This is a genomic window from Paenibacillus tabacirhizosphaerae, assembly GCF_040812395.1.
Taxonomy (GTDB): Bacteria; Bacillota; Bacilli; order Paenibacillales; family NBRC-103111; genus Paenibacillus_E.
In genome coordinates, this window is the sequence record NZ_JBFNXH010000015.1 from 114829 (window position 1) to 138989 (window position 24161).

General features: G+C 42.7%; 24 protein-coding genes and 1 pseudogene. 20 read left to right on the forward strand and 5 right to left on the reverse strand.

Features of this window, described 5'->3' with window-relative positions; genetic code table 11:
• Nucleotides 1-16 precede the first annotated feature (16 nt).
• Nucleotides 17-1606 (reverse strand): response regulator transcription factor, encoded by a 1590-nt coding sequence (locus ABRS97_RS22060; RefSeq protein ID WP_367817634.1) that lies wholly within the window; start codon nucleotides 1604-1606, stop codon nucleotides 17-19.
• A gap of 10 nt (nucleotides 1607-1616) precedes the next feature.
• On the reverse strand, nucleotides 1617-3359 hold the full coding sequence (locus tag ABRS97_RS22065) for a sensor histidine kinase (protein WP_367817636.1): 1743 nt from the start codon (nucleotides 3357-3359) through the stop codon (nucleotides 1617-1619).
• Nucleotides 3360-3634: 275 nt separating this feature from the next.
• Here ABRS97_RS22065 and ABRS97_RS22070 point away from each other — a divergent pair, with 275 nt between their 5' ends.
• The 12 genes from ABRS97_RS22070 to ABRS97_RS22125 all read left to right on the forward strand — a co-directional run bounded on the left by ABRS97_RS22070 (nucleotide 3635) and on the right by ABRS97_RS22125 (nucleotide 12633).
• The gene (locus tag ABRS97_RS22070; protein WP_367817584.1) at nucleotides 3635-4405 is read left to right on the forward strand and encodes a carboxymuconolactone decarboxylase family protein; all 771 of its coding nucleotides are present in this window, start codon (nucleotides 3635-3637) and stop codon (nucleotides 4403-4405) included.
• A 517-nt stretch (nucleotides 4406-4922) separates the two neighbouring features.
• Nucleotides 4923-5231: a tyrosine-type recombinase/integrase gene (locus ABRS97_RS22075; protein WP_367817586.1), complete on the forward strand. Its 309-nt coding sequence runs from the start codon at nucleotides 4923-4925 to the stop codon at nucleotides 5229-5231.
• Between the two features lie 102 nt (nucleotides 5232-5333).
• On the forward strand, nucleotides 5334-5606 hold the full coding sequence (locus ABRS97_RS22080; RefSeq protein ID WP_367817587.1) for a hypothetical protein: 273 nt from the start codon (nucleotides 5334-5336) through the stop codon (nucleotides 5604-5606).
• A 1206-nt stretch (nucleotides 5607-6812) separates the two neighbouring features.
• Nucleotides 6813-7043 (forward strand): DUF4238 domain-containing protein, encoded by a 231-nt coding sequence (locus ABRS97_RS22085; RefSeq protein ID WP_367817589.1) that lies wholly within the window; start codon nucleotides 6813-6815, stop codon nucleotides 7041-7043.
• A 30-nt stretch (nucleotides 7044-7073) separates the two neighbouring features.
• On the forward strand, nucleotides 7074-7448 hold the full coding sequence (locus ABRS97_RS22090; protein ID WP_367817590.1) for a hypothetical protein: 375 nt from the start codon (nucleotides 7074-7076) through the stop codon (nucleotides 7446-7448).
• A gap of 255 nt (nucleotides 7449-7703) precedes the next feature.
• Nucleotides 7704-8087, forward strand: coding sequence for a hypothetical protein (locus tag ABRS97_RS22095; RefSeq protein ID WP_367817592.1), 384 nt, complete (start codon nucleotides 7704-7706; stop codon nucleotides 8085-8087).
• A gap of 246 nt (nucleotides 8088-8333) precedes the next feature.
• On the forward strand, nucleotides 8334-8870 hold the full coding sequence (locus ABRS97_RS22100) for a histidine phosphatase family protein (protein ID WP_367817594.1): 537 nt from the start codon (nucleotides 8334-8336) through the stop codon (nucleotides 8868-8870).
• 301 nt (nucleotides 8871-9171) lie between these two features.
• Nucleotides 9172-9357: a hypothetical protein gene (locus ABRS97_RS22105; RefSeq protein WP_367817596.1), complete on the forward strand. Its 186-nt coding sequence runs from the start codon at nucleotides 9172-9174 to the stop codon at nucleotides 9355-9357.
• Nucleotides 9342-9647 (forward strand): type II toxin-antitoxin system RelE/ParE family toxin, encoded by a 306-nt coding sequence (locus ABRS97_RS22110; protein ID WP_367817598.1) that lies wholly within the window; start codon nucleotides 9342-9344, stop codon nucleotides 9645-9647. Before ABRS97_RS22105 ends, ABRS97_RS22110 begins: the two co-directional genes overlap by 16 nt.
• A 291-nt stretch (nucleotides 9648-9938) precedes the next feature.
• Nucleotides 9939-10829, forward strand: coding sequence for a hypothetical protein (locus ABRS97_RS22115; protein ID WP_367817600.1), 891 nt, complete (start codon nucleotides 9939-9941; stop codon nucleotides 10827-10829).
• A gap of 154 nt (nucleotides 10830-10983) precedes the next feature.
• Complete coding sequence (locus tag ABRS97_RS22120) at nucleotides 10984-11586, forward strand: hypothetical protein (protein ID WP_367817602.1); 603 nt, start codon at nucleotides 10984-10986, stop codon at nucleotides 11584-11586.
• A gap of 807 nt (nucleotides 11587-12393) precedes the next feature.
• Nucleotides 12394-12633, forward strand: coding sequence for a DUF6141 family protein (locus ABRS97_RS22125; RefSeq protein ID WP_367817604.1), 240 nt, complete (start codon nucleotides 12394-12396; stop codon nucleotides 12631-12633).
• 213 nt (nucleotides 12634-12846) lie between these two features.
• Here the strand turns inward: ABRS97_RS22125 and ABRS97_RS22130 are convergent.
• Nucleotides 12847-12977 (reverse strand): annotated as a pseudogene (locus ABRS97_RS22130) (IS1380 family transposase); the annotation flags it as partial.
• Between the two features lie 369 nt (nucleotides 12978-13346).
• Here ABRS97_RS22130 and ABRS97_RS22135 point away from each other — a divergent pair.
• Both ABRS97_RS22135 and ABRS97_RS22140 read left to right on the forward strand, forming a co-directional pair.
• On the forward strand, nucleotides 13347-13520 hold the full coding sequence (locus ABRS97_RS22135) for a DUF2281 domain-containing protein (protein ID WP_367817606.1): 174 nt from the start codon (nucleotides 13347-13349) through the stop codon (nucleotides 13518-13520).
• Nucleotides 13520-13897, forward strand: a complete 378-nt coding sequence (locus ABRS97_RS22140; RefSeq protein WP_367817608.1) for a type II toxin-antitoxin system death-on-curing family toxin — start codon at nucleotides 13520-13522, stop codon at nucleotides 13895-13897. The genes ABRS97_RS22135 and ABRS97_RS22140 overlap by 1 nt, the downstream gene beginning before the upstream one ends.
• A 92-nt stretch (nucleotides 13898-13989) precedes the next feature.
• Here the strand turns inward: ABRS97_RS22140 and ABRS97_RS22145 are convergent, their stop codons facing one another.
• The gene (locus ABRS97_RS22145; protein WP_367817609.1) at nucleotides 13990-14403 is read right to left on the reverse strand and encodes a DUF4267 domain-containing protein; all 414 of its coding nucleotides are present in this window, start codon (nucleotides 14401-14403) and stop codon (nucleotides 13990-13992) included.
• Between the two features lie 119 nt (nucleotides 14404-14522).
• Between ABRS97_RS22145 and ABRS97_RS22150 the strand changes: the two genes are divergently transcribed.
• The 6 genes from ABRS97_RS22150 (at nucleotide 14523) to ABRS97_RS22175 (ending at nucleotide 22477) form a co-directional block, all read left to right on the forward strand.
• Nucleotides 14523-14855 (forward strand): winged helix-turn-helix transcriptional regulator, encoded by a 333-nt coding sequence (locus tag ABRS97_RS22150; protein ID WP_367817611.1) that lies wholly within the window; start codon nucleotides 14523-14525, stop codon nucleotides 14853-14855.
• Nucleotides 14856-15845: 990 nt separating this feature from the next.
• Nucleotides 15846-17954, forward strand: coding sequence for a hypothetical protein (locus tag ABRS97_RS22155; RefSeq protein WP_367817613.1), 2109 nt, complete (start codon nucleotides 15846-15848; stop codon nucleotides 17952-17954).
• A gap of 21 nt (nucleotides 17955-17975) precedes the next feature.
• Nucleotides 17976-19085, forward strand: a complete 1110-nt coding sequence (locus ABRS97_RS22160; protein WP_367817615.1) for an efflux RND transporter periplasmic adaptor subunit — start codon at nucleotides 17976-17978, stop codon at nucleotides 19083-19085.
• Nucleotides 19082-19771, forward strand: a complete 690-nt coding sequence (locus ABRS97_RS22165; RefSeq protein ID WP_367817617.1) for an ABC transporter ATP-binding protein — start codon at nucleotides 19082-19084, stop codon at nucleotides 19769-19771. The genes ABRS97_RS22160 and ABRS97_RS22165 overlap by 4 nt, the downstream gene beginning before the upstream one ends.
• Nucleotides 19768-20970: an ABC transporter permease gene (locus ABRS97_RS22170; RefSeq protein ID WP_367817619.1), complete on the forward strand. Its 1203-nt coding sequence runs from the start codon at nucleotides 19768-19770 to the stop codon at nucleotides 20968-20970. Before ABRS97_RS22165 ends, ABRS97_RS22170 begins: the two co-directional genes overlap by 4 nt.
• 94 nt (nucleotides 20971-21064) lie before the next feature.
• Nucleotides 21065-22477: an alpha/beta hydrolase family protein gene (locus tag ABRS97_RS22175; protein ID WP_367817620.1), complete on the forward strand. Its 1413-nt coding sequence runs from the start codon at nucleotides 21065-21067 to the stop codon at nucleotides 22475-22477.
• A 77-nt stretch (nucleotides 22478-22554) separates the two neighbouring features.
• Here the strand turns inward: ABRS97_RS22175 and ABRS97_RS22180 are convergent, their stop codons facing one another.
• Nucleotides 22555-24144 (reverse strand): lipase family alpha/beta hydrolase, encoded by a 1590-nt coding sequence (locus ABRS97_RS22180; protein ID WP_367817622.1) that lies wholly within the window; start codon nucleotides 24142-24144, stop codon nucleotides 22555-22557.
• Nucleotides 24145-24161 lie beyond the last annotated feature (17 nt).

Below are 24161 nucleotides of genomic sequence, written 5' to 3' on the forward strand. Positions count from 1 at the left end.
TCCATCACGTAAAAAATCAAAGTTTTCGATAATCCTGGGGGTTCATTCCGTACACCTTCCTGAACATTTTGGAAAAATGGGAGAAGTTAAAATACCCTAATTGCTGCGCTATACGGCTCACATTTAATTCTGTCTGTTCGAGAAGTTCCTTTGCGCGACTCATCTTCGTTTCTGTCATATAATCTATTAAATTGCCACCTGTTTCTCTTTTGAACAAGCGCGAAAGGTAGGCGGAGTTAAGGCCGACATGCGCTGCTATGTCTGCCCGGGAAATGTCCGCCTCCACATGATCCCGCATGAATTGGATGGCTTTGATGATGTTCTGGTCATCTTCCTTGCTTACAAACACCGCACCGATCACAGTGCTGAATAAATTGACTGCCCAGTTTTTGAGCTGCGCCAAACTGCGGATTTTGGCAGAAGTCCAAAGGGAGAAGTTCGGTATTTGATTCACGCCTAATCCTTTTACATGGATAAAATGATAGATGATTTGCAGAACATCATGATAAACCATTTCGATCACTTGATCGTCTACATATGTTGCCTCTTCTAACGGATAGAAGGTTTGGTGAATCTTCTCCATGAGTTTGTCCTTGTTCCCGCTATGCAAGTATTCGGCCCATCCGGATACGTTGATATTTACGGGTGTGGATGCTTGCTGTAATGGCATCGAAAGCTGCGGAAAAAATAAAACGGTTGTTGCCTCCGTTAAATTGGTTCTTTCCATTTGGAGAAGGCTGTCGCATATCGTATGCACTTCTTGAAGAGGGACAAAATTCCCTATGTAGCATGACAAATGGCAGAAGAAGGAATCCCGGCATGTTTGAATAAAACCTTCCGCAAAACGCTGCCAATAGCTGGGTTCTAAAGGGGTCGTATCGGCAGGAGAATAAATCATGACGAACAGCAACCCGTTCTTATCCACGATAACGTGTCCTTGCCGCGTTTCCAAGAACACTTCCTCCGCAACCTTTTTAATGGCATATTCCATGATTTCCTGATCTCTGCTATTCAGTTGCTTGAGCCATTCCTCGATGCTGATTAAGATTGGCAGCACTTGATGCTCCGACGACAATGGAAGCCCTGCATCCCCCAATGCACGTTCCAAAAAATCACCAAAAGAGAGAATTCTCCGCGATAGGAAATCCTGCCAGAATCGCTCAGCCAAGATTGGCTGCTGCTTGGTCCATAGTGATTTGTACTTTCTGCCTACCTGGTTCAATTGATTCTGTTCTTCCTGTCTTTGGATGTTGCGCAGCATTTTTGTTACCACCTGTACCAACTCTTCCCCATCGACAGGCTTTAACAAATAATCAAAGCTTCCTAACTGAATGGCCTGCTTGGCATACGTAAACTCGGTATGGCAGGTAAGAAATACCGTTTCGGTACTCTGATATCTTTCTTTCACCCACCCGACCAATTCCAAGCCATTCTCGTCCGGCATTTCGATATCGCAAATCAGGACATCGATCGGATAAGATTGAAAGATTTCCTTCGCTTCCTTGGCATGGTTAGCCATATAAACACGGTCTATGCCCAGGTTATTCCAATCCGTACCGCTGCGGATACCTTCTGCGGCAAACTTCTCATCGTCTACAATTAACATAGAGAACACTTCAATTACCTCCTTCCCGATGATGAGATGGCAGCAAGATCGTCACCATTGCCCCACGCGGCACGACATTGGCAAAGCGGATTTCCGTTTGTCCTTCTCCGTACCGCATAATCAATCGTTTTTTCACATTAGATATGCCGATATGATTATCTTCTTTAACAGGAGCATAGGTGCCAAGCTCAGCCAAATGCTCTTCCGTAAATCCATTTCCATTATCACGAATCTCGATTTGTATCCTTCCGGAGTCATCCAAGGCATTCTTTACGGCGACTTGGAGGGAAAATGGATGATCTTTAACGCTAAAACCATGAATCATTGCATTTTCCACGAACGGTTGAACGATCAATGGCGGAATATGCATGTGTTCCCAATGACCCGAAATTTGTATATCAAAATGGAAGGAATCCTGGTACCGCATTTTTTGAATCTCCAGATAATTTCGGATGTGGGCCAATTCCTGTTCAATTGTGATCGTGTCACGTTTACTCGTCATCAGGAAGCGGAAGTACTGAACTAAATGATGAACCGTCTTTTTTACCAAATCATATCGTTTCATATCGGCCAGCTGGAAAATAATATTCAAAGTATTTAAGAAAAAATGCGGGTTGATTTGCGCTTGAAGATGCTTCAGTTCCGATTTTTGGGCCCGCAGCCGTTCTTCATAGACATTGATTTGCAGATGAGTGATTTCATCAACCATCGTGTTGAAACTTTGATGAATGATAGAAAAGTCCGTTGATGTTGTCTCCGGAAGCCTTGCGTTCATATCCCCCATTTTGATCTTCCGAATGACACTGAGCAGTTGATAAATTGGCGTCAACAGCAGCTTACGTATAAGGAAAAGATATAAAAGAAGAATGCCGAGGACCAGGACAGGCAATATATAAATAACGGCTTGGAAATATGGAAGCCCTTTCAATAAATTGGCATTGGGAAGGATTACGGCCAGTCTCAAGGGAACTTTCTGGGAAAGCTGATTGACAATTAAAATTTGATCCTGTCCTTTTCCCACAGAGAAAGGCTCGTCTGGCAAATGGTCATCTGTCGGAAGCTGCTGGAAGGTATGCCCAGGCACCTCTCTATCGGAGAGAATTTTGCCATCAACAGAGGTAAAAACCATTTCACCATCCTTCCCAAGATCAAGATTGGAAAGCGGTGCTTTCAAACTATTGACGTTAATCAGCGCACCGATATATGCATCGTTTTGGATATCGGCGTCAATCAAACGATACAAATAATATTGGTCACCGATTTGAATGACATTCCATTTGTATAAATAATCTTTGATCGAGCTCTGCTGCTCCATCATCTGCGTGATTCTTTGCGTGATGATGTTAGCATAACGGCTTGATGCTCCTTGAGTTGCTGTAGTCACTAGCATCTTGTTGGGGACGGAGTAGAGGAAAAACATATCTACGTTATGCAAATAAGTCTGATAGGAAGAATTTTTCTGATTCAAATCGATTTGGGCAAAATAGTATGTCGAATCGTTCAGGCCGTATGTACCAAGGATGCGGAAATTTTCATCTTGGTTGGCGATATATAACATGCTTTTTTCCGTTTTTTCTAGATTATTGTCAATGATTTGAATATTGGAGTTGACAAAATTTTGATAGGATTGGGACACTTGCGATAATACGACATGCTTGGCATAATTGCTGACCGTGATAAGAATAATCAGCAGCAGTAGGGTAACGCTAAAAAAAATGCTGATCAGCCGGGAAGAAAGCGATTTTGATCTCATGAATGCCAATAACGAAACCTCCGTTTTCAATATGCGAAATACATTTAGTATAGCATCCAACGAAGATGCTAGCCTAACAATCTGTTACGTTGTACGCCAAAGCAAATTGTTGAGGTTTTTGATCATAATGGTTCTACATAAAATGGGGCATTTCCTTCTACGATAGCCTTAAATCATTTGGGTATCATTTAGTTCCAATATTTGACTTAGAGTGCACTCTAGGGTGTAAGCTTAACTATGAAATATATTTTCGAGTAATCGGAGGCAGCTAAGTGATGAATTCTTCCTATGAAAAAGGAGTAAAACTTTTCCGAGAAACGGATGAAGCTGGCATCCAGGGCGTCATCCAGGGTCTAAGTGGCATCTCTCCCCATATCAGCAGATATATTATTGAAATCTTTGGGCAAATGTTCAGCAATCCGGTTCTCACTTACCGGCAAAGAGAAATGGTGGTTATCTCTGCATTAATTTCATTAGGCGACACGCCCAATCAACTGAAGTGGCACTTGAATTTCGGCTTGAAGGTTGGCATCACCCCCAACGAAATCATTGAAATCGCCACGCATTGCATTCCGTTTTGCGGTTTCCCTCGTGCGTTAAATGCGATCGGCGTTGCGAAGCAACTTTTCGCAGAACAACATATCGAAGTAAACATCCAAGACGAGTTACAGCAATCGGTGGGAGATCGGCGGGAAAGGGGCCTGGATAAACTCGAGGAAATCGACGGGCAGCATGGCGAGGCGGTGATTGATTCGCTTTCCGAGATAGCTCCTGTACTCGCGGAACAACTGATCGAATTCGCGTTTGGAGAGGTTTACAGCCGTTCAGGATTGGATGCTAAGCATCGTCAGCTTGTCACGCTAGGAGCCTTAACAGCTCAAGGTGGATGCGAGCCGCAGTTGAACGTTCACCTCAACGCGGCAATACGTGTAGGCTTAACGAAACAAGAAGCGGTTGAAGCCTTGCTTCAATGTTCCCCGTACACGGGATTCCCCAAAGTGCTGAACGCGATCAACGTCGCGAAAAAGCTTTATTTGCCGCTGTAAGCGGAATTCTGGATGAGAGCGTATGAGCAATGCGCAATAACGTTAGTGAGTCCACCCCAGAAGGAGCTCTGTAACCAATAACTCCGCAGAGATTGCGGAACGTTGACGTTGAAAAACGAAACCATTCGCGGAAAAAGCACTACCGCTGCTTTATTGTGCTAACGTTTCAGCTAGCGTAACAGACTGTTAAAAAACTTCGATCAAATGAATATAACCCGAAAGCATCGGGACAGTCACTCCACTGGGGTGCTGTCCTTATTTGTTTTTTGGATCCTAAACGATAAACGTCTCTTGGAGGTAACATTTCTCATTAATTTTTAAACTTTTCGAGTACAAAGTGCGAAAGTATGCAGGGAAATTTTGGGGTTAATTGAATAATAGAAAGGGGCGTTAAACTACAAAACCTGAAACATAAATGATTTTGATGCTCACCTAAGTTAGAAAAGACCTTGTAATTGTACTGTCGCGATCTGCATATGAGATGATTTGTATTTATAAGGAGAAGGAATGTTCTATAATGATTGGCTTTTTCCTGGAGTTGACCGTGATCGACCAATCACAGAAAGGTCTATTCAATAAGTATTTGAACGTGTACGTGATGCAGCAGGAATTCGAAAATCGGCGGCCGGCGGCCGTTCACACGCTTCGTCATTCCTTCGCGACGCATTTGCTTGAAGGTGGAACCGATTTACATTATCTTCAAGAACTTTTTGGTCATGAAAATATCAAAACTGCCAGTGTGAAAGACACTCGCCGCATCATGAGTCCACTAGATAGAATCTTCCCCACTAGGGATAATAAACAAGGCACAGATCACTCTCGATAAGGAGTTTAAAACGACATATGTCGCGGATTTTACGTTATCCGAAAGAACCGAAATAACAAATTGAAAGTAACTTCGACGAAGTCAGATTGCTGAGGTGAATTAATGAAGCGATTTACAGTAAAAACAAACGGAGTATTAAAGACGTTATTTACTGTGGTGGAATTAAAAAATAATGATTTGAACATTCAATTGCCGGGACAGAAAAAGGTTAGATTACCTAAGGATTCATTTCGAGAACTGATAAATACAGAAAATCCCGAAATGTATCAACAATACAGGGACCAACATATTTCCAATCATAATAGCCCACAAAGTTCAGAAACAAATACGATAAAAAGAACAATCGAATTAACAGGAACAGAGAAACTGCCTTAATACAATATTACTCCAGGGATAAAGCGGGATAATCTATTTGTTCCAGTAATATTTAGAGTGTATGGGGACTTCGCTGATAATGCTTACACATATATCCCCAAGAATAAGTACGCTCATATTGAACTTCCATTTGAATTCAATCCCTCGTCGGATCAATTGAGATTCATGCTGGTTGTAAGTAGCAGTGAAAGAAAATTTCATTTCGATGTCGAACATCCAAGTAATGTCTATAGTGAAAGGTTTAATAATTTCTATATAACAGTTATTTATTCAATATTTAATAGACCTTCTAAACAGCATTCAATAAATATGTATTTAACTACTAAGAAAGAACAAGTCAATCCACGATGGTGGGAGATATATAATTTATACACACAGTTGAATTCATATTACATAGACCATTATTTTAATCAAGTAGAGGATAGTAAGAACATTTTGTGAGTTATTCAAAGATGCCGGTTCCTTCGGATAACACCGTGTTCCCACTGCGGCTCCTACGGAGCCTTGGTCTGCAAGAGGGATTTCGAAGAAGTCGGGTTTTAAGTCGGTGAGGCGTCGGGAACATAACAACGTTATATGAAATCAGCCAAGAACTAGTATATGAAAGCATTTCGGAAAGGGGGAAAGAAAAATCTTAAAAATCTATTTAGCAATAAAGAATCGGTTTTATAGGATGTTTCCTTCCTTTAAGGATCGGATCAGAATTACTAGTTCATTAATGTCTTTACTCCCAGTCATCATCGTGTTAAGTCTAGGTGGGCCATTGGAATATCGAGACTATATAGTAATAACGATATGCATGATATTTATATTAGCGTCAGTATTAAGTGCTCTATTGGATAGATTAAGAGACTATGTATTAAAAAAGCTAGAAACAAGAAAGACAAATAAAGAATATAAGAACGAATTTAAAGATTTGTAAAAATTATGAAATGAATTAATAATACCAAGGGAATCATTGAAGGATTCGCTAGTAATTCAAAGAAGTGGCTGACTTCATATAACACCGTATTCACGCTGCGGGCCTGGCGAGCCCTTGGTCTGCCCGCAGATATTTCGGGGAAGAGGAGTCGGCAGACAACCCTGCACCGACTAAGCGCATCGCGCCCGGCCTAACGGCCTTAAGTCGGTGAGGTTTCGTGAATACAAGAACGTTATACGCAATTATTGACCAAAAAAATTTAAATAAAATCAGGGGGTATTTCAATGGAGAAAAGAGACCACCACTATATTCCTCAGTTTTATTTAAGATATTTTACAGATCCTAATGTACCAGCAAAATATAAACCATATCTTTGGGTTATTGATCTAAAAGAGAAAACTTTGAAAAAGAAAGCACCTAATAACATAGGTTATATTAAAGGATTCAACGATATAAAAAATGTAAATGGAGATTTAAAGACAATTGTTGAAGATGAAATTGGGGCAAATAATTAATAAAACAAAGTTAAAGGTGATGATTAAGCTATGGAGTATCATCATTCAAGAATAAAAACAATAAATACTAAAGGAATAGTGTATATCGATCATAGCAATTTGGAGAAGTTTATAGATTTTAATGAATGCAGGAAAAACTGGATTACTTATATTAATAACTCAGAAGAATATACGATAAATGATTTAAATGAGAATAATACAGTCTGTGTAGCATGGAGAGATGCATTTAATAATACACCATATATAGAGTTTTTTATCGAATCCAAGATCAGATTTATATATCCTTACAAGAGAACATTTATTGAATGGGTAAGAAATTTACATTCAACTAAAGGATACAAACATTTTAGGAAAACATGTATAGAGATAGAGAATAATGGATGGTCGACGTACGATTTAGGATAACTAACTTTGAAAGTTTTTCGAAGAAGGCCCTAACATCACTTAACACCGTATTCACGCTACGGGCCCACGGCCCTTGGTCTGCCCGAGGCATTTCGAAGAAGAGGAATCGGGCAGACAACCCTGCACTGGTTAAGTCCGTCGGACCCGGCGTAACGCGCCTTAAGCCAGTGAGGGTTCGTGAATGCAACAACGTTAGCTGAAACATCCATAAAGTAATATATAAACCATTTACCAAAATTATCATAACTCAAGAAGGTGACTAACTTGAAGTATTTCGAAGAAGCTAAATTTTTGTGGAAAACCTATGTCCCAAAACAAGGACAGTCAGAAACGGTTCAAGGTGAATTGATTCGGGCAGTTGAGAAGTTAAGAGACGAATCACAAAGGAACGGAAATGGAAATTGGGATGAGTGTTTTGGGATGTTCTGCGATTATATTTATAATGTATTGTTTAATTCTGGAATTTTCACTGAAGCAATTAAACAAAAAATTGTTAATGACATTAACAGAATAAGAGACTACGAAAACCCTTATTTAGAAGATGATTTATATGATCGATTAACGGATCGTATAATCGAATGGTACTTTCAAAACCGAGAACCTATTCAAAAACTATATGACCCAAAACAGTATAGGTAAAGATTTTTTGAAGGTGATTCTTAGAAGATGGATGCATCAGCTAACACCGTGTTCCCGTTGCGGGGCATTCGCCCCTTGGTCTGCCTGAGGGATTTCGAGGAAGAGGAATCAGGCAGACAACCCTGCACCACCTAACCGTGAGGGTTCGTGAATACAACAACGTTAACTGAAATCTCCGAGTTCTGAACCTTAAATCATCAACTACTTTTTTCAGACTAATATTTCATTTCTATGGAGATGATTTTTTTGAATCTATTTATAGTCAGACATGGTCAGACAGAATGGAATTATGAGAACCGAGTTTGTGGAATAACTGAGGTCCCGTTAACGAATAGAGGCATAGAACAAGCAAAGGAACTATCAAAAATTATAATCGGAAAGAAAATAGATATCATAATATCTTCACCGCTGAGTAGAGCAATAAAAACAGCAGAAATAATTTCAAATGTCATTGGTAAAGATCTAATCATTGATAACAGACTAATCGAGCAGAACTATGGGGTTTTTGAAGGTGTTTTCCGTGACAATGAACACTTTAAAGAAGCTAAAAAACATTTTCCAAGCAAGCTTTCAGGTGGTGAATCACTTTTACAAGTAGTACATAGAATTTTTAATTTACTTGAAGAAATCAAAGGGAAATACAGGAATCAGAATGTCTTAATTGTAACCCATGGTGGCGTCTGTAGAGTCATTAATGCTTACTTTAATGACCAATTAAACGAAGAGTTTTATAAATTTCATTTAGGGAATTGTGAATTGAGAGAGTATCATTTTAATGATTAATAATTAGGGGGTTGAATGTATTTCAGGAAGTCGGAGAAATCAGTTAATACCGTATTCACGCTGCGGGCCTTTCGGCCTTTGGTCGCCAAGAGGCATTTCGAGGAAGATGATTCAGGCGACAACCCTGGACTGGTTAAGTCCGTCGGACCCGGCGCTATGCGCCTTAAGCCAGTGAGGGTTCGTGAATACAACAACGTTATATGAAAGGGCGAAGCGAAAATAAAATATAACCCATTACTGTGGGCATTTTCGTGGTTATCGAATTTAGAAATATGTTATAATTATCGTTGAGGTGATAAGTATGATGAATAAAGACGAAGTAAAACAAATAATTGATAATTTACCTGATGACTGCACAATTGAAGACATTCAATATACATTATATGTTAGAAAGAAAATTCAACGAGGACTTGATGATTTAGAAAAAGGCAAGTTTCTAACTCATGAAGAAATGGAGAAAAGAATGTCAAAATGGCTAAATCAGTAGTTTGGACAGAAACAGCAAGTAATGATTTAGAACGTGCTGTCGAATATATACATGAAGACTCTCCTGGATACGCTCTTTCATTCTTATATGATGCAATGGAAAGAGCTAAATCATTGAATTTATTCCCACTTAGAGGAAGAGTTGTACCAGAAATAAACGATCTAGAAGTAAGGGAAATATTTGTACACAGATATAGACTTATTTATAGAATTGAAGAAGATCATATAGTGATTTTAACTTTTATACACGGAGCAATGGACTGGAAGGGCCAAGGAATATCCCACATTTAATGTGGGTTTTATTTTTATAGTTCAATCCAAAATATAGAAACAGAAGGAAAAACTATAAATAATTTTTGTGAGTAACTCAGTGCCCCATCACCTAACACCGTGTTCCCGCGGCGGATCGCAAGCAGTCCTTGGTCTGCAAGAGGAATTTCGAGGAAGCGGATTCAGCAGACAACTCCTGCGAGGCTAAGTCTGCGAACCAGTCGCTACGCTCCTTTAAGCCTCTCGGGCTCGTGAATACAACAACATTTGATGAAACCAATGCAAAAACTACAGTAAGGAGTAGAGACATCAATGATTGAACCGACTATTCAGACGGTTAATAAGCTATTTCAATATCATCATATTAACGATGAAATTATAAGTTATCAAAGATTGTCCGGTACAACTACTGGATTTGTTTTAAGATTGGAATCAAAACATGGAGTGAAATACATTTTGAAATTTGATACTCCAAACCTGGTTCAGTTAGTTGAACAAATGCTTAATACATATAAGAGCTCAATATTATTACCCAAAGTCCTAATTACGGCCGAAGACAGTACATATTTTGCTTATACATTCATTGATGGAACAACTCAATTCAATCGTGGTCCAAAGAAAAATTGGATGAAAATCCTAGTCAAAGATTTAATCAACAAATACATAGAATATAAAGATACGAGCATTTGGGGGAGAATAGAATACCCACAAGAGACGTGGAAGGAATTTAATGAAATTAGTATTGAAGAAGCTAGGATTAATCTGAGAGGCGTATTATCAATAGAAGATTACAATTACGTTAAATTAAAAGCTAATAAATTATTTAATAATTATTCAGAGCAAGGAAAGAAATATTTGTTGCATGGTGATACAGGAGTTCATAATTTTGTCTACAATGACTCAACATTAATCGGTGTAATTGATCCATCACCTATGGTAGGACCAATCATTTACGATTTTCTCTATGCGTTTTGTTCATCACCTGATGATATAGATACTGTAACCTTATTTGCCGCTTCTGACTTACTTGAACAAGGATATGTTGAAAAATCAAGATTGATTGAGGAAGTTCTGATACATCTTTATTGCAGAGTTGGTCTTAGTGTAAGGCATCATCCGAATGATTTGGCTGAATACATACAGGCATGGGGACATTGGAAACAATTGTGTAAGCAGCTCGATGAGGGCATTGGCATCATCTAACACCAGTATTCACGCTGCAGTCGCTACGCTCCCTTGGTCTGCCTGAGGAATTTCGGAGGAGCGTTTTCAGGCAGACAAGCTCTGCGAACCTAACCGCGTTGCGACCGGGACTACGTCCCTTAAGTTCTCGGCTTCGTGAATACAAGAACGCTAGATGAAATCACAGCAAAGGACTGAAATAATGAATGCGAGTAAATTCATTGAAGCATATGCTACTGACAGTGTAGAGTATATATCTTTCAAGTGGAATGGTAAACACGCGGATGAATTGATTGATGAGAATCTGCACTTCAGACGAGAGATTATTAAATACATAGAATCAATTAATTATCAGAATATACACGGGAATTTACTTAGAGATCTATTAGTAGCAGAATCTCAGTATGCCAAAGAAGCTTGGGGGATTTATCGTCATTATAATTTATTAGTTGAGAATCTAGTAAGGCAAACAGGAACTATTTACTTAGACGATTTATTAGAAGCTGCTTCATTAAGTTTCGATACATATTGTTCAACATTAGCAGCTGACTTAACTGGTATAGACATTGATAAAATTATTATTGAAATTAAGAGCAGAAGAACAAAAATACATGATGAGAATATCCTTAAGATGTATGATTTGGGAATTGATATATTTACAAGCTTCAAAGCCAAGCAGAATAACCTCGATAACTATATGCGAGGAGAATTAAACACATCTAAATCCACTATATTTAAGAAGCTCTTAAGAATTATTAAGAAAAATTTTGGGAGTTAAACTGTGGGGCTGTGACATCATCTAACACCGTATTCACGCTGCGGGGCTACGGCCCTTGGTCTGCCCGAGGTATTTCAAAGAAGAGGATTCAGGCAGACAACCCTGCGAGGCTAAGTCCGCAAACGGACCCGGCGCTATGCGATTTAATCCTTTCGGGTTCGTGAATACAAGAACGTTAGATGAAATCATCGCAATATATTCAAACATTAAAAATCAATTCAGTTAGTGAATGTCAAGGAGGGATATAAAATAAAAACCAAGATACTAAAGTACATTGTTTATGGTCCTATAATTGCCTTTTTCATTTTTATGTTAATTACAACTCAAATAAACAAAAACGATGCAAATAGTCAAAGAACCTTATACATATTTGATAACAATAAATTACCTGAAGAAACGATGAAGAATATTAAAGCAGATATATTTTCTTATAATCCGCATCTTGATAAATATAAAATATCAATGCACCCCACTTATATCTTAGTAAAGACAAAAAGTGATGAAGTACTACTAATTACAAACAATATTAATGATTTACAGACATATAGTGACAACTAAAGAATTTGTGTGGTATTCAATGAAGGCGATGACATCATCTAACACCGTATTCACGCTGCGGGGCTGCTAGATTGATTTCGAGGAAGCGGAATCAGGTAGACAACTCCCGCGAGGCTAAGTCTTCGACCCAGTCGCTATGCTCCTTTAAGCCTCTCGGGTTCGTGAATACAACAACGTTAGATGAAACCAGCGAACCCAAATTTGAATACCAAAAACAAATTCAAATTACATAGTTAGGAGTAGTTTTGTGTGTCAGATAATGCAAAATTATTTCATGAAAAACAATATTTTCCTACGTGGATATGGATCATCATTATTATTCCGACTCTTTTATTTTGGGGAGTTGCCTATGTGCAACTGGTATTAGATAAGAGAGTTGGAACTCATCCGATGCCCGATATAGGACTAATTATAATGACTTTACTATTTGGGTTTCTAATTCCGATGCTATTCCTCGTTATGCGTGGTGAAAATGGGGATTTATATTAGAAGGTAATAGTGGGATTGAGATTTCTTTAAATAATGGTAAATCATTTGTTATTAGTAGTAAGAATTCAAAAGAATTGTATAAGACATTAGAAGTTAATTTAAAGGCATTTGAAAGTTAATTCTAAGAAGCGCTGGCATATCTGACACCGTTTTCCCGCTGCGGGGCTTACGCCCCTTGGTCTGCCAGTCATAGCTAGCAACTGCAGCCAGATGAAGCCGCTGACGGAGGGTCGGCGATGAAGGAACGTGTTTAATGCCAAGGGCTTTAGTGAAAAATTTATCTTCGCGAAAAGCTCGATGTGATCGAAATCGCTTTTACCCTGACACAACAGACCCAGGTAAGCGTGTAGAACCTCGGGATGTGTGACCGTTGGATTATGAACGCGAGGCAATTTATTTTTTATGAGACGGTTGGCTGTCCGCGTATATGAAAGAAGCAAGTCGATGAGTGCTAGAGCAGAATGTGCGATCAGTGTTTCCATCACTTGGTCCATATTGAATAGAACATGTTTCATCATTGCAACTCCGGGGTGAAGTTGAGAAAAACGAAGAGTTCCTCTCTTTTCTCCATTTTAAGCCGCCGGACGTTCATATTCTATTGTTTTCATTTGTTCGGTTTCACAGATTCAGGAGAAAGTTATTCAGGAAGTTAATGTTAAAAAATATTTAACTTTGGTATATAATAAGAAGTAAAACCAATGGGGGTGAAGGTAGTGAGTCTGGAGGAGAAATTGATACAGGACTTTTTAACCTTACCAGAAGAAAAGAAACTTGAAGTTGTTGATTTTGTTGAGTTTTTAAAGACAAAATATCAGAATCATCTAGAAAACTTGATGGACGAAATTATTAGTGAGAACCGTGAAGCTCTTGAGGAGTTGGCGAAATAATGAAGACCCTTGAAGTTTCTCAAATCATTGCATTTCATAAAAAGATCGTAAAGGCTACTGGCGGATCTGATGGAATTAGAGATCTGGGATTGATTGAAAGTGCTCTTAATAAAGCATTTGCAACATTTGATGGTCATGATTTATATGAAGGAATTTTAAAGAAAATATCTGTATTATCCTTTTCAATAATTAAGAACCATGGATTTATAGATGGAAACAAGCGTGTAGGCGTTGCGACAATGTTGCTGTTGTTGAGATTGAATGGGATAACAATAAAGTATAGTCAAGAAGACTTGATTGAGATAGGGTTAAAGACTGCAGAAGGTATTTATAAAGAAGAAGATATAGAGCAATGGATATTGAGACATCAGGTTTAAGAGAACTTGATGTTTTAATTATTTTTAGGGCTTTTTTTGGGAAACTCGGGCAAGATGTTCTCCAGAGGTAACATTGCCAGGATGAACTTGTTCTATTTATTTGCTGCTTTGGCTCGTGCTTCTTCACGATACAACATCCAACCTACAACAAGTCCATATACCGCAGTAACCATATGAATCCAAGAAGGTGTTTTATCTGCTGCATTCGTTAATACCAACATGGCATCTACTATAGGCATTAAGATAGAAGTTAACATAGCAACAAGCAATGCTTTTCTCATACGAAGTACCATCAAGACTAGCAGGAAGATACCAATAAACAGATCACGATCTGCTTTTATATAAACAAGATATCTATCAGCAGTGTCATGAAGCGGGATACCAAAATCTCGGATCGCAGCTTCTGGCTGGATAAAACCTCTTACTCCTAAAAACAACATCAACAGCGTAACAACACCCACTAACCAAAATGTTACTGACTTCGGTCCCCAATAAGATTTACTCATTTGTCTGTCTCCTTTTTTCGTTTTATTTGATTGACTTTATTGTATCCCGGTAATAATCTGCTGTTAAGAACGCACTTTAAAGTACGGGACTTACTTAAAAGTAAGGGAGTGATTTATCAATGATTCATCAGCGCGAATGTCCAATCGAGGCAGTCATTCATGTTTTAGGCGGCAAATGGAAGCCGGTTATTTTATGGCATTTGATGGAATCAACCAAGCGATTTAACGATCTGGAAAAGTTAATACCTGATGTCTCCCAAAAAATGCTTACACAACATCTTCGAGACTTGGAACAAGAAGGCGTGATCGAAAGAACGGTATACCCCACCGTCCCTCCAAAAGTAGAATATTCACTTAGTGAATATGGCAAAACATTAATCCCTGTAGCAGAAGTGATGTGTGCATGGGGAGAAAATCATAATGAGCGGAAACGAGATGAACCAGCGTCTTAAAGCTGGTTTTTTTCTACGCTTGAATGTTTAAATCCTTTACAGAACTAAAGCGATTGGGATACCCTTTCTAACTGCCAGAAAGCATATGCAGTCAGGTATGTCTGACGAGCTCGCAGAGCGGAGAGATTCCACACACATCGTGTGGTACGGGCATTTGACAGGATGGACGTGGAAGATCCGGAAGTGCGACAGTGGTTCAGAGTATTGAAATACCGCCTCGATCTGCGAAAGATAGTCTTTTTGCACGGGTGAGCGGAACGTAGATGCGTTATGCGGCGGTATTTTCGGTTGTAGAGACATTTCGCGGAACTACCGTACCTTATGAGCAGGAAATGCTGGGCTCTAGGCATATTTTCTCTTGTTTAACGCACCCTAGTTCCGCTTCAGGGGGAGAAAAGGGACGTTATCGTTGAATAAGGCATCGTAGTTCCGCCGATATTGCTGTGCATGGGGAATTGGCGGTCCGTCAGTACCTCCTCGGGCGCGCGTTGCGTCGCCGCCGCATGGCGGCTGTCTCACGTTTTCATGTGAAGCTTGCGGAGGCGAAATGTACCCGGAATCTTAAAGGGACATTCATGGGAATACCAAATCGAGGATCGGCCAGGAAAAAGAGGAGTGGAAGGCAGCCCAAAGTAGAACAGAAACGGTCAGAACCCCAGTCTTAAGTCCACTCCCCATGCGCGAACGTATGGTTTATACCAAGGACGCCGCGAGGCGTTTTTCTTTCTGCTCTTCTTTCGCGACTTTGATGAAAAGTCAGAGATATTCTTGTTCATCCAATAATTCTGCCCCTTTACAATTAACCCATATCCCCTTAACACCTTATCAATAAAAAAAAGGTATACTGACTATGCCGCAGGTCTCAGGGGGAGCCGATGAGAAATGAGCTATTTATTAATCCTACAGGCAAAACTATGCAATTTTATGAAAATTTTGATACAATATGTATCAGTAATTCAGAAAATCCAAAATAGGAGATAGGATGAGAGCATGAATACGAAGTCGCCTTTTGTCAAACTGGCAGCATTAGCATTTTCAATATCGCTTTCGATAAGTCCTCTATCGACGGCATTTGCCGAGGGGGAAAGCTCAGTCAGTCTAGGAAAGGTGGCCATTTCGGAACAAAGTTATTTCGAAGTGAAAGAGGCTCACCTGACATCTTCGCAGAACAGCAAGTTGGCCGTTATCGATGTTACGATTCATAACGGCGGGAGCACGGATTTAAAAGTGATCGATTACTGGGTTCGTTTGAAAAACAAATCAGGCAGCAAATTCACGGTTCGTTCGCTTCCTTCCGATGGTGCGAAGAGTCTGGTTGCGCCAGGAACAAATGTAAAAATGACCTATTATGCCACTGTGGATGAAAATACGGTGTTGGATGATCTGATTGTCGAGTTCATGAAATGGGATGTGGATCGCCCGCTATTTGAAAAAGCGCTAGGCCAGGTCGTAATCCCCGATACTTATACGGATGTGACTCCGCCAGCCGGAAGTTCTTTCGTCCAAGCTGGTGACTCCCAGATAAAAGTTTCAATCAAGAAATTCGTAGCCAATAAAAATGAAAAATACCATGTGCCGACCGTTTATTTAACGCTTGAAAATGTTGGCGAACAAGCGGTTCATGTGCCGGCTTACTTGTTCTTTATCCGCACGCCGGGCGGCCTGTTGTTTCCGCTGGAGGCCAAAGGACTCAAGGATTTGTCGATTAAGCCGAAGGAAAACAAAGAGATACAGGTGTCCGGAACCATCCCTGTGGCCGTTTCTTCGGGCCAGTGGGAGCTGCTCCTGCAAGAAAGCGCTGCTGATTTGAAAATCAATCTGCCTGTAGCTGACTTTCAGCTGCCTGCCCCGGCTGAGAATCAAGAGGGCTCTATTGGCATCGCGTATGCGTTTACGAGCAAAGCCGGCGTCTACGCCACAGAACTGAATGCGATGTACAGGCTTCCGTGGGAAGATCAGGATCTGATCAGCGCCGATCTAACTTTGCACAATACAGGTTCAGATACGCAAAAAATACCGGATTTGACCGGATACTTCCTCCTTGACGATGCGGTAAAAATCCAAGCCAACGTGGTGCAAACGGAGAATGCAGTCGGGATTGCATCCGATTCCTCCTTGAATTTGCAGGTGGTGGGGAACATTCCTTATACGTCGAAGTTTAAGCGAATCAAGCTGGTGCTGCAGGAGAAGGAGAGCGATACGATAACGACGGATCTGGTCGAGTTTGCCGGACAGGCTGAGATGCAGGCGATTCCTTTCCACAACCTGGACGAGCCCTTCATCCTCTCTGATGAGGGAAGAAAAACGAACATCAAAATCCGCAGCCTTAAACGTTATACGAATCCAACAAGCTCCCTTGTGATCGCTCAGGTGGAAGCGACGAATCTCGAGAAAAGATACACAGAACCGTCCAGGCTGGTCGCGCATTTCAGAGCTTCTGACGGAACCGTGCTCCCGGGATCTGTTGCCAATGTCACGAACAAAATAAGTCCGAACGGTACGGCGCTGCTGAACATATCCGCCTCGCTGCCGAAGGGGTTCTCGACCGAGAATATGCATCTCATCATCGGTGAAGCGGTGAAGGAAGGCAAGTTAACCAGAGGTGACGAGAAGGCCGATGGATATGTGAAACCCGAAGCGTTCAAGGTGCCAGAGGCGAACAACGGAGTCGCTGACTCTTTGACGAAAGTGGATCTTTACCCATATAAGGTCACGCTGAATCATTTTGGCACGGCGATTGAAAACAACACATTTACCTTTAAATTCAATTATGAAATTACGCGCGAGGGTTACTTGGAAACGAATGTGGATGGGCACAAGCTTGTGTTGGCTTTTGAGGATGCCGCCGGTGAAAAATCGTTTGAGAAATCGTTCGAGCTGAAAGATTTCGACCCGGTTGACGGGGAAAAGATTGAAGAGTCAGGAACGAAGCTGAAGCTCGGCAAGCATGAAAATTTTAAAATCCAGCTCACGGATGCGGATATGATTTTTAAAACCTCATTTTTAAAGCAGTATAAGTTAAGTCTATACGAAGAATTTCAAGGGCAAAGAAGGTTGCTGGCAACTCAGAAGGCCGACTGGTTTGTTACTTCAGATTAATTAGATTGGAGAGATAGCGTTGTGTTGAAGAAAGTAGTATGGGGTGTATCGATTTTACTTTTAGTGGTTGTCGTACTTGTAATAACCGGGCTGTTTTCATCTAAAGCGACTACGGGTGGGGCGGTACAAGTTGCGAAAGCGAAAGAAGGCAGCATCACGAAGGAAGTTTTCGCGAGCGGCAAGATCGAGCCTAAGGTGACTAAAGAGTATTTTATTTCAACAGGCGGCGTTATTGATAAAATCAATGTTAAAAAAGGCGATCTCGTCCAAAAGGGGCAGGAACTGCTGACCTTGTCCACTTCGGATCTGGAAACGAAACTGAAGCAAGAGCAGCTGCAGCTGCAATTAAATATGGCGGAGAAGGAAAAGTTCCAGAATGATCAAAGCAAAACGAGAAAGCAAACATTGGAAACTGTGAAAAAGGAAGTAAGCGAGACCGGCGTATCAGCAAGTTTGGAGTCGTATGACGACAATCATGGAGCGGATTTGAAATTGTATGACTTAAAAATCCAGGACGCGCAATCGTCGATTGACGATATTCAGAGAAAACTCACGAAAAATCAAATGCTTGCCGATATCGACGGCATGGTCACCGGCGTGTCGGTCAAGGAAGGCCAAGAGACGACGCAAGGTACGTCTGCGTTCTCGGTCACGAACTTGTCCCAGCTGCAGATCAAGGCCAATCTGGTGGAGAATGATGCCAATTTGGCTAAAGTCGGGATGGCAGTCAAGGTAACGGGCGAAGCCTTCCAGAACACCTATAAAGGGAAAATTTCATCCATTTCGCCTATAGCCGTCACTTCCGAGCTGAACGCCAAGGAATCCGTCGTTGAATGTATCATCGACCTTGAACAGCCGGATGCGGAGCTGCGCCCAGGGTATAAGGCGACCGTCCAGCTCACGGTGGAGAACAGCGCTCATCTGATCGTGCCGCTTACCGCCGTAAAGCGTGACGGGCAGCAAGCTTATGTTTTTAAAGTGGTCGAGGGTAAGGCTGTTCGCACTACGATCAAGCTAGGGGAGGAAAACGACGAATTTATTGAAGTGCTTGAAGGACTGCAAGCAGATGAAGCGATCATTGAAGGACCGTCAGCGGATGTGAAGGACGGTGTGCAGGTGACGGTAAAATGATTGAATTGGAGGGAATTCATAAGATATACCGCAATGGAGCCGTAGAAGTCCAAGCGCTTAAGCCCACCAATCTGATTATCGAAAAAGGGGATTATGTCGCTATCATCGGGCCTTCCGGCTCCGGTAAATCGACGTTGATGAACATTCTCGGGTGTTTGGATATTCCGAGCGGGGGCACGTATACCTTGGACCAGCAAGAGGTCCAATCGTTATCAGAGAAAGAATTGGCGAGAGTGCGCAATAAGAAAATCGGTTTCGTTTTCCAGAACTTTAATTTGCTCGCCCGGCAATCGGTTCAGAAAAATGTAGAGCTTCCCATGGTATATGGCGGGATTCCATCTACCATACAGGCGGAGCGGGCACGCAGCCTGCTTGAGAAGGTGGGCTTGAAAGGGCGGGTGCATCACCGTCCCAGCGAACTGTCGGGAGGGCAGAAACAGCGCGTCGCAATTGCCAGAGCGTTGACTATGAACCCGTCTATTCTGCTCGCCGACGAACCAACCGGGAATTTGGACCAGAAATCTTCCCATGAAATTATGGCGTTATTCACACAGCTGAATGAGGAAGGATCGACGGTCATCGTGATTACGCATGAGATGGATATCGCCGAGCATGCCAAACGCATTCTCCGATTCGGAGACGGGGAAATTATCGAAGATCGGCGCAAGGGAAGTGAGCTGCGATGAGTGTATGGAAAAATCTGCTCATTTGCCTGGAGAGCTTGCGTGTGAACAAGCTTCGCTCGATGCTGACGATGATCGGCATTGTCGTGGGCGTGGCCTCAGTCGTACTAGTCGTCTCCATCGGGCAAATCGGCAAAGGCTCCGTCATTTCGGAGCTGGCCAAGTATTCCCCTGGCGTATTCTTTGTCTCGCCTTCATCGAACGTGACCAAAGCGGATAAAATCAAGCTCACAACGGAGGACTTGAAGCAAGTGCGCTCGATGGAGGGGATTCAAGCCGCTTCCGGCTCGATGAGCATGACAATGGTGTCCAAGACAGGCGAAACGACGACTAATTTTATGATGACAGGCGCTTATTCAGATCTCAAAAATTTTTATAATTTAAAAATGGAATCAGGACGGTTCTTCACGCAAGGCGAACAAAAGTCGCGCCAAAAGGTTATCGTCGTGGAATCCAATTATGCGCAAAGCGAGTTCGGTTCTTCGGATCAGGCGATTAACCGCAAGGTTACGCTGGATGACAAGAAATATGAAATTATTGGCGTATTCAAGTCGGATAAGTCGCTATTATCCGGCCTCGGCGGCAAAAATGTTGCCGCTTATATGCCGTATGACAGCTTGCCTTTGCTCAAAGAGAGCAGCAATAATGAGCTGGATACGCTCATGGTCATCGCGGACACTGCCAATCCCCAGCTCAGAGATAAGGCGGGCATGGCGGTTACGAAGCATTTGGCAAAAACGCATTATGTGGACAGCAGTGATTACGCCATTCAAAAGGTAGAGGATTTCCAGCAAAGCCTGAATTCGATATTTAGCATTCTGCAAACCATTATAGGTTCCATTGCCGGCATTTCCCTGATTGTCGGCGGAGTGGGCGTTATGAATATTATGCTCGTGTCAGTCACGGAGCGTACGAGGGAGATCGGTATCCGCAAAGCGATTGGAGCGACGCCAGGGCTGATTTTGCAGCAGTTTATTATGGAAGCGATCATTCTTTGCTTTATTGGCGGGGGGATCGGCGTATTGATCGGCGTGCTGGGTTCATTTGTTTTCGCAATCATCACGAAGTGGCAGTTCATGATATCGGGCTGGACGATTGTGGTCGCCTTCGGCTTCTCCGCTGCCGTCGGACTGTTCTTCGGTTGGTACCCAGCTAAGAAAGCGGCCAATATGCAGCCTATTGAATCCCTGAGATACGAATAATAGAGGAGATGAATAATTTCCCACTTTTTTCCGAATCCTTATTATAGAAACCATTTGGAATGAATGGAATGATGATAAGTGAAACGGAGGGCTCATGCGTTTATTCGAGACTTTACTGCTGGTATGCGTGCTTATTTTGTGGATCGGGAATACGTGGGTTAAACGGAGAAGATTCGGCTTCCTGATCTCTATTGCTTGTATAGGAGCTGCCCTGCTGCATGTGATTGTTGAAGGATATCGCTGGCAAATGATTCCGCTCTATGCGTTGACGTTAGGCTATTTACTGGTAAAAAACCGAAAGCGCCGAATATGGGCAAGCGTTTTGTTTCTGTTCCTTTGGGCCCTTTCGGCGGCTTTGCCCCTGCTGCTCCCCGTTTTTACTCTGGATTCGCCAACCGGTCCGTATCCGGTAGGCACGATGACCTACGATTGGACTGATGCGTCAAGGGACGAGAAGCTGACAGCCGCTCCCGACGATCGGCGGGAACTGCTCGTTCAACTCTGGTACCCGGCTCAGCTTGATGAGGGTGCCAAGAAAGCCCTATACATGCCGGAATATCGTCAGATGGGGCAGGCCATGCATCAAGCCCATAACATTCCAGCGTTTATTTATGGCTATTTAGGCTATGTCAAGATGCAGGCATACGCATCCACCCGATTAGCCGCCGATCAAGCGCAATATCCGCTCCTTGTGTTCTCTCACGGCTTGCCTGGCACGCGATTTACAAGCACCATGCAAATGGAGGAATTGGCAAGCCACGGCTATTTGGTTTGTGCTATTCAGCATACGGGATATGCGTCAGCGACCGTGTTCTCCGATCAGCATGTGGTGCCCAAGACGAAAACGTTGCCTCCTGTGATCGACATTGACGCGTGGGATCAACTGATTCAAACCTGGGTGCAGGATGCGCAGTTCGTGTTGGATGAATTTGGAAAGTTGAACCAGAACGATCCCCAAGGATTGCTGACTGGCAAAATAAATATGGATCAAATTGGCATGCTCGGCCATTCCTTCGGAGGGGCGGCTACGGTTCAAACGCTTCATGCCGATAAACGGATGAAGGCCGGCGTGAATATGGATGGAACGCCTTTCGGCAAAGCGATCGCTGACGGGCTGCCTCAGCCCTTTATGTTGATGAAGGCAGGAGACGCAGGCGCCGGCAATGATGCGGAGCCAACGGATCAACAATTGGCCAAAATCGGTGTCAGCAGACAAGCTTTCGACAAGTATAAAACAGAGATTCCGGCTCGCACCCGCAGCTTGTTCGGAAACGGCGGGTATACGGTGACGTTTCAAGGGATCAAACATATGAGCTTTACTGATTATTATGCCTGGTCCCCGGCCCTGAGATGGATGGACGGCCTTCATGTATCCCCGAAAGCGACGAGAAGCAAGATCAATAGCTATGTGCTTGCTTTTTTTGACAAGTATTTGAAGCAGTTGCCTGCACCCTTGCTGGACAATGAGACGTCCCCATACCTAGATGTGATCGTGGAGAAGAAGTGACGCCAGCGCCCCCCTCGCAAAAGAAAAACGACTCCATTCGCCTTGTTGGCGAAAGAGCCGTTTTTTCCTTTAAAGAATTAGTGTCTATTCCCCTTCTCGTCGATGTAAATGGAGCGAAGCAGCGTTCTTTCGAAGGGTACGCCCTTCACGGTTTGCCCTTTGACGACGAATGAGGCTTGATAGACGCCTGTATCGTTTTCGTCAGAGAGTGTAACGTCGCTGTCCGAATCGATGGCTTGCAGTTTATGCAGTTGTTTGGAGTGTTTCTTGCCCGCATTGTTGCCCTCAGGCGTATAATCGACCTGATACTGGATGTTCAGTTTATCTGCTTTCAATCCGGCCTGATCGCGCTGAACGCGAATCTTCGTTTTCTCATGATTGGTGTTCAAATGAATCGATTTGTCCAAGTCCGAATCGTAGCGAACGGTCAATAGATAACCGCCGGCTTGGGCGCTTTGCGTGCGGAGCGTCCATTCTCCCTGCTTGGGATTGTTGACGACAGCGACGTGATGCCAGGCATTTTTGAAGACTTCCTCGTCCTGATATGATTTAACTTCAACTTTTGTTGGTTGCCCTGAAGGGGAAACAAGCTCGAAGGCATTCACTTTCTGATCCGATATCCAATCCAGCGTAATGCTTCGGACATCATTTTCTACAAGGAAGCTTTCGCTTGCCGATCCGTTGTGCTGACCGCCACGAATCAATACATTATTCACGTCAGCGTCCGCATCGTCACGCGGAGCCTTTTTAGAATCGGAATTCGCTGCGATTGTGACGAGATCATCCGAATTGGCAACTTTGTTCGAGGCAGTGCCTGTCGCTGTTAAATACGGTTTAAATAATGAGAACGTCTTGGAGCCTTGACGGATCGTATTATGATCCCAATTACCGATTTTAACCATTGTGCCTTTTGGCACGGAGGCGCTGCTCACCGTAACGACACCGTCGTTGCTTCCGTAGAGTGACAGGAACAGACCGCCTGTAAAGTACGTGCTGCTGGACGAATCAGCCCAACCGTTTCCTGCAAATGTATAGAACTTGTTGTAGGAGGTATTGGCATTTGAATCGGTGATGGAACGGAAATAGTTCATATACGAGGTTTGCATGGAATAAGTGCCGTCGTTTTTGTAACCGATCAGATCGGCGAGCCATCCGGCCCAGTTCGAGTACGCCAGATCGGCCAGCTGCGAACCGTGGTGGGGAGAGCTTAGTGTAACAACGTTCGTCACATAAGGGTAAGCATTGTAGTGCACAAGCGCAGCCTGTGTATCCACGCCACCTTTGCTGTGCGCGACGATCACGAGCTTTTTGTTAAATTGCTGGGAAATGGCAGCAATTTTCTGGGCGAGAAGCTGACCGTTGTCCCACATGTTTTTGGGCGTACCGCTGGAATCGTTCAGCTCAATGAAGGCGGTCTGGTAACCGTTGTTGTAAGCCGTTTGATACATGTCATTGGTGGCATACCAGGAACCGGCATTGCCGCCAAGCCCTTGCACGAATAAAATAACTGGCAGTTTGGGATCGAGATTGGCTGGCGTTGCGCCAGCCGCCCATGTGCCCGGCACTCCGGACAGGTTGGGATTAGCGACTGTTGCAGAAGCTGGAGCGACAACGAAGGTGATGGCTAACACGAAGGCTAGCAGGACTGCGGCAAACTTTTTTCTCATAACTCTCATTCCTTTCG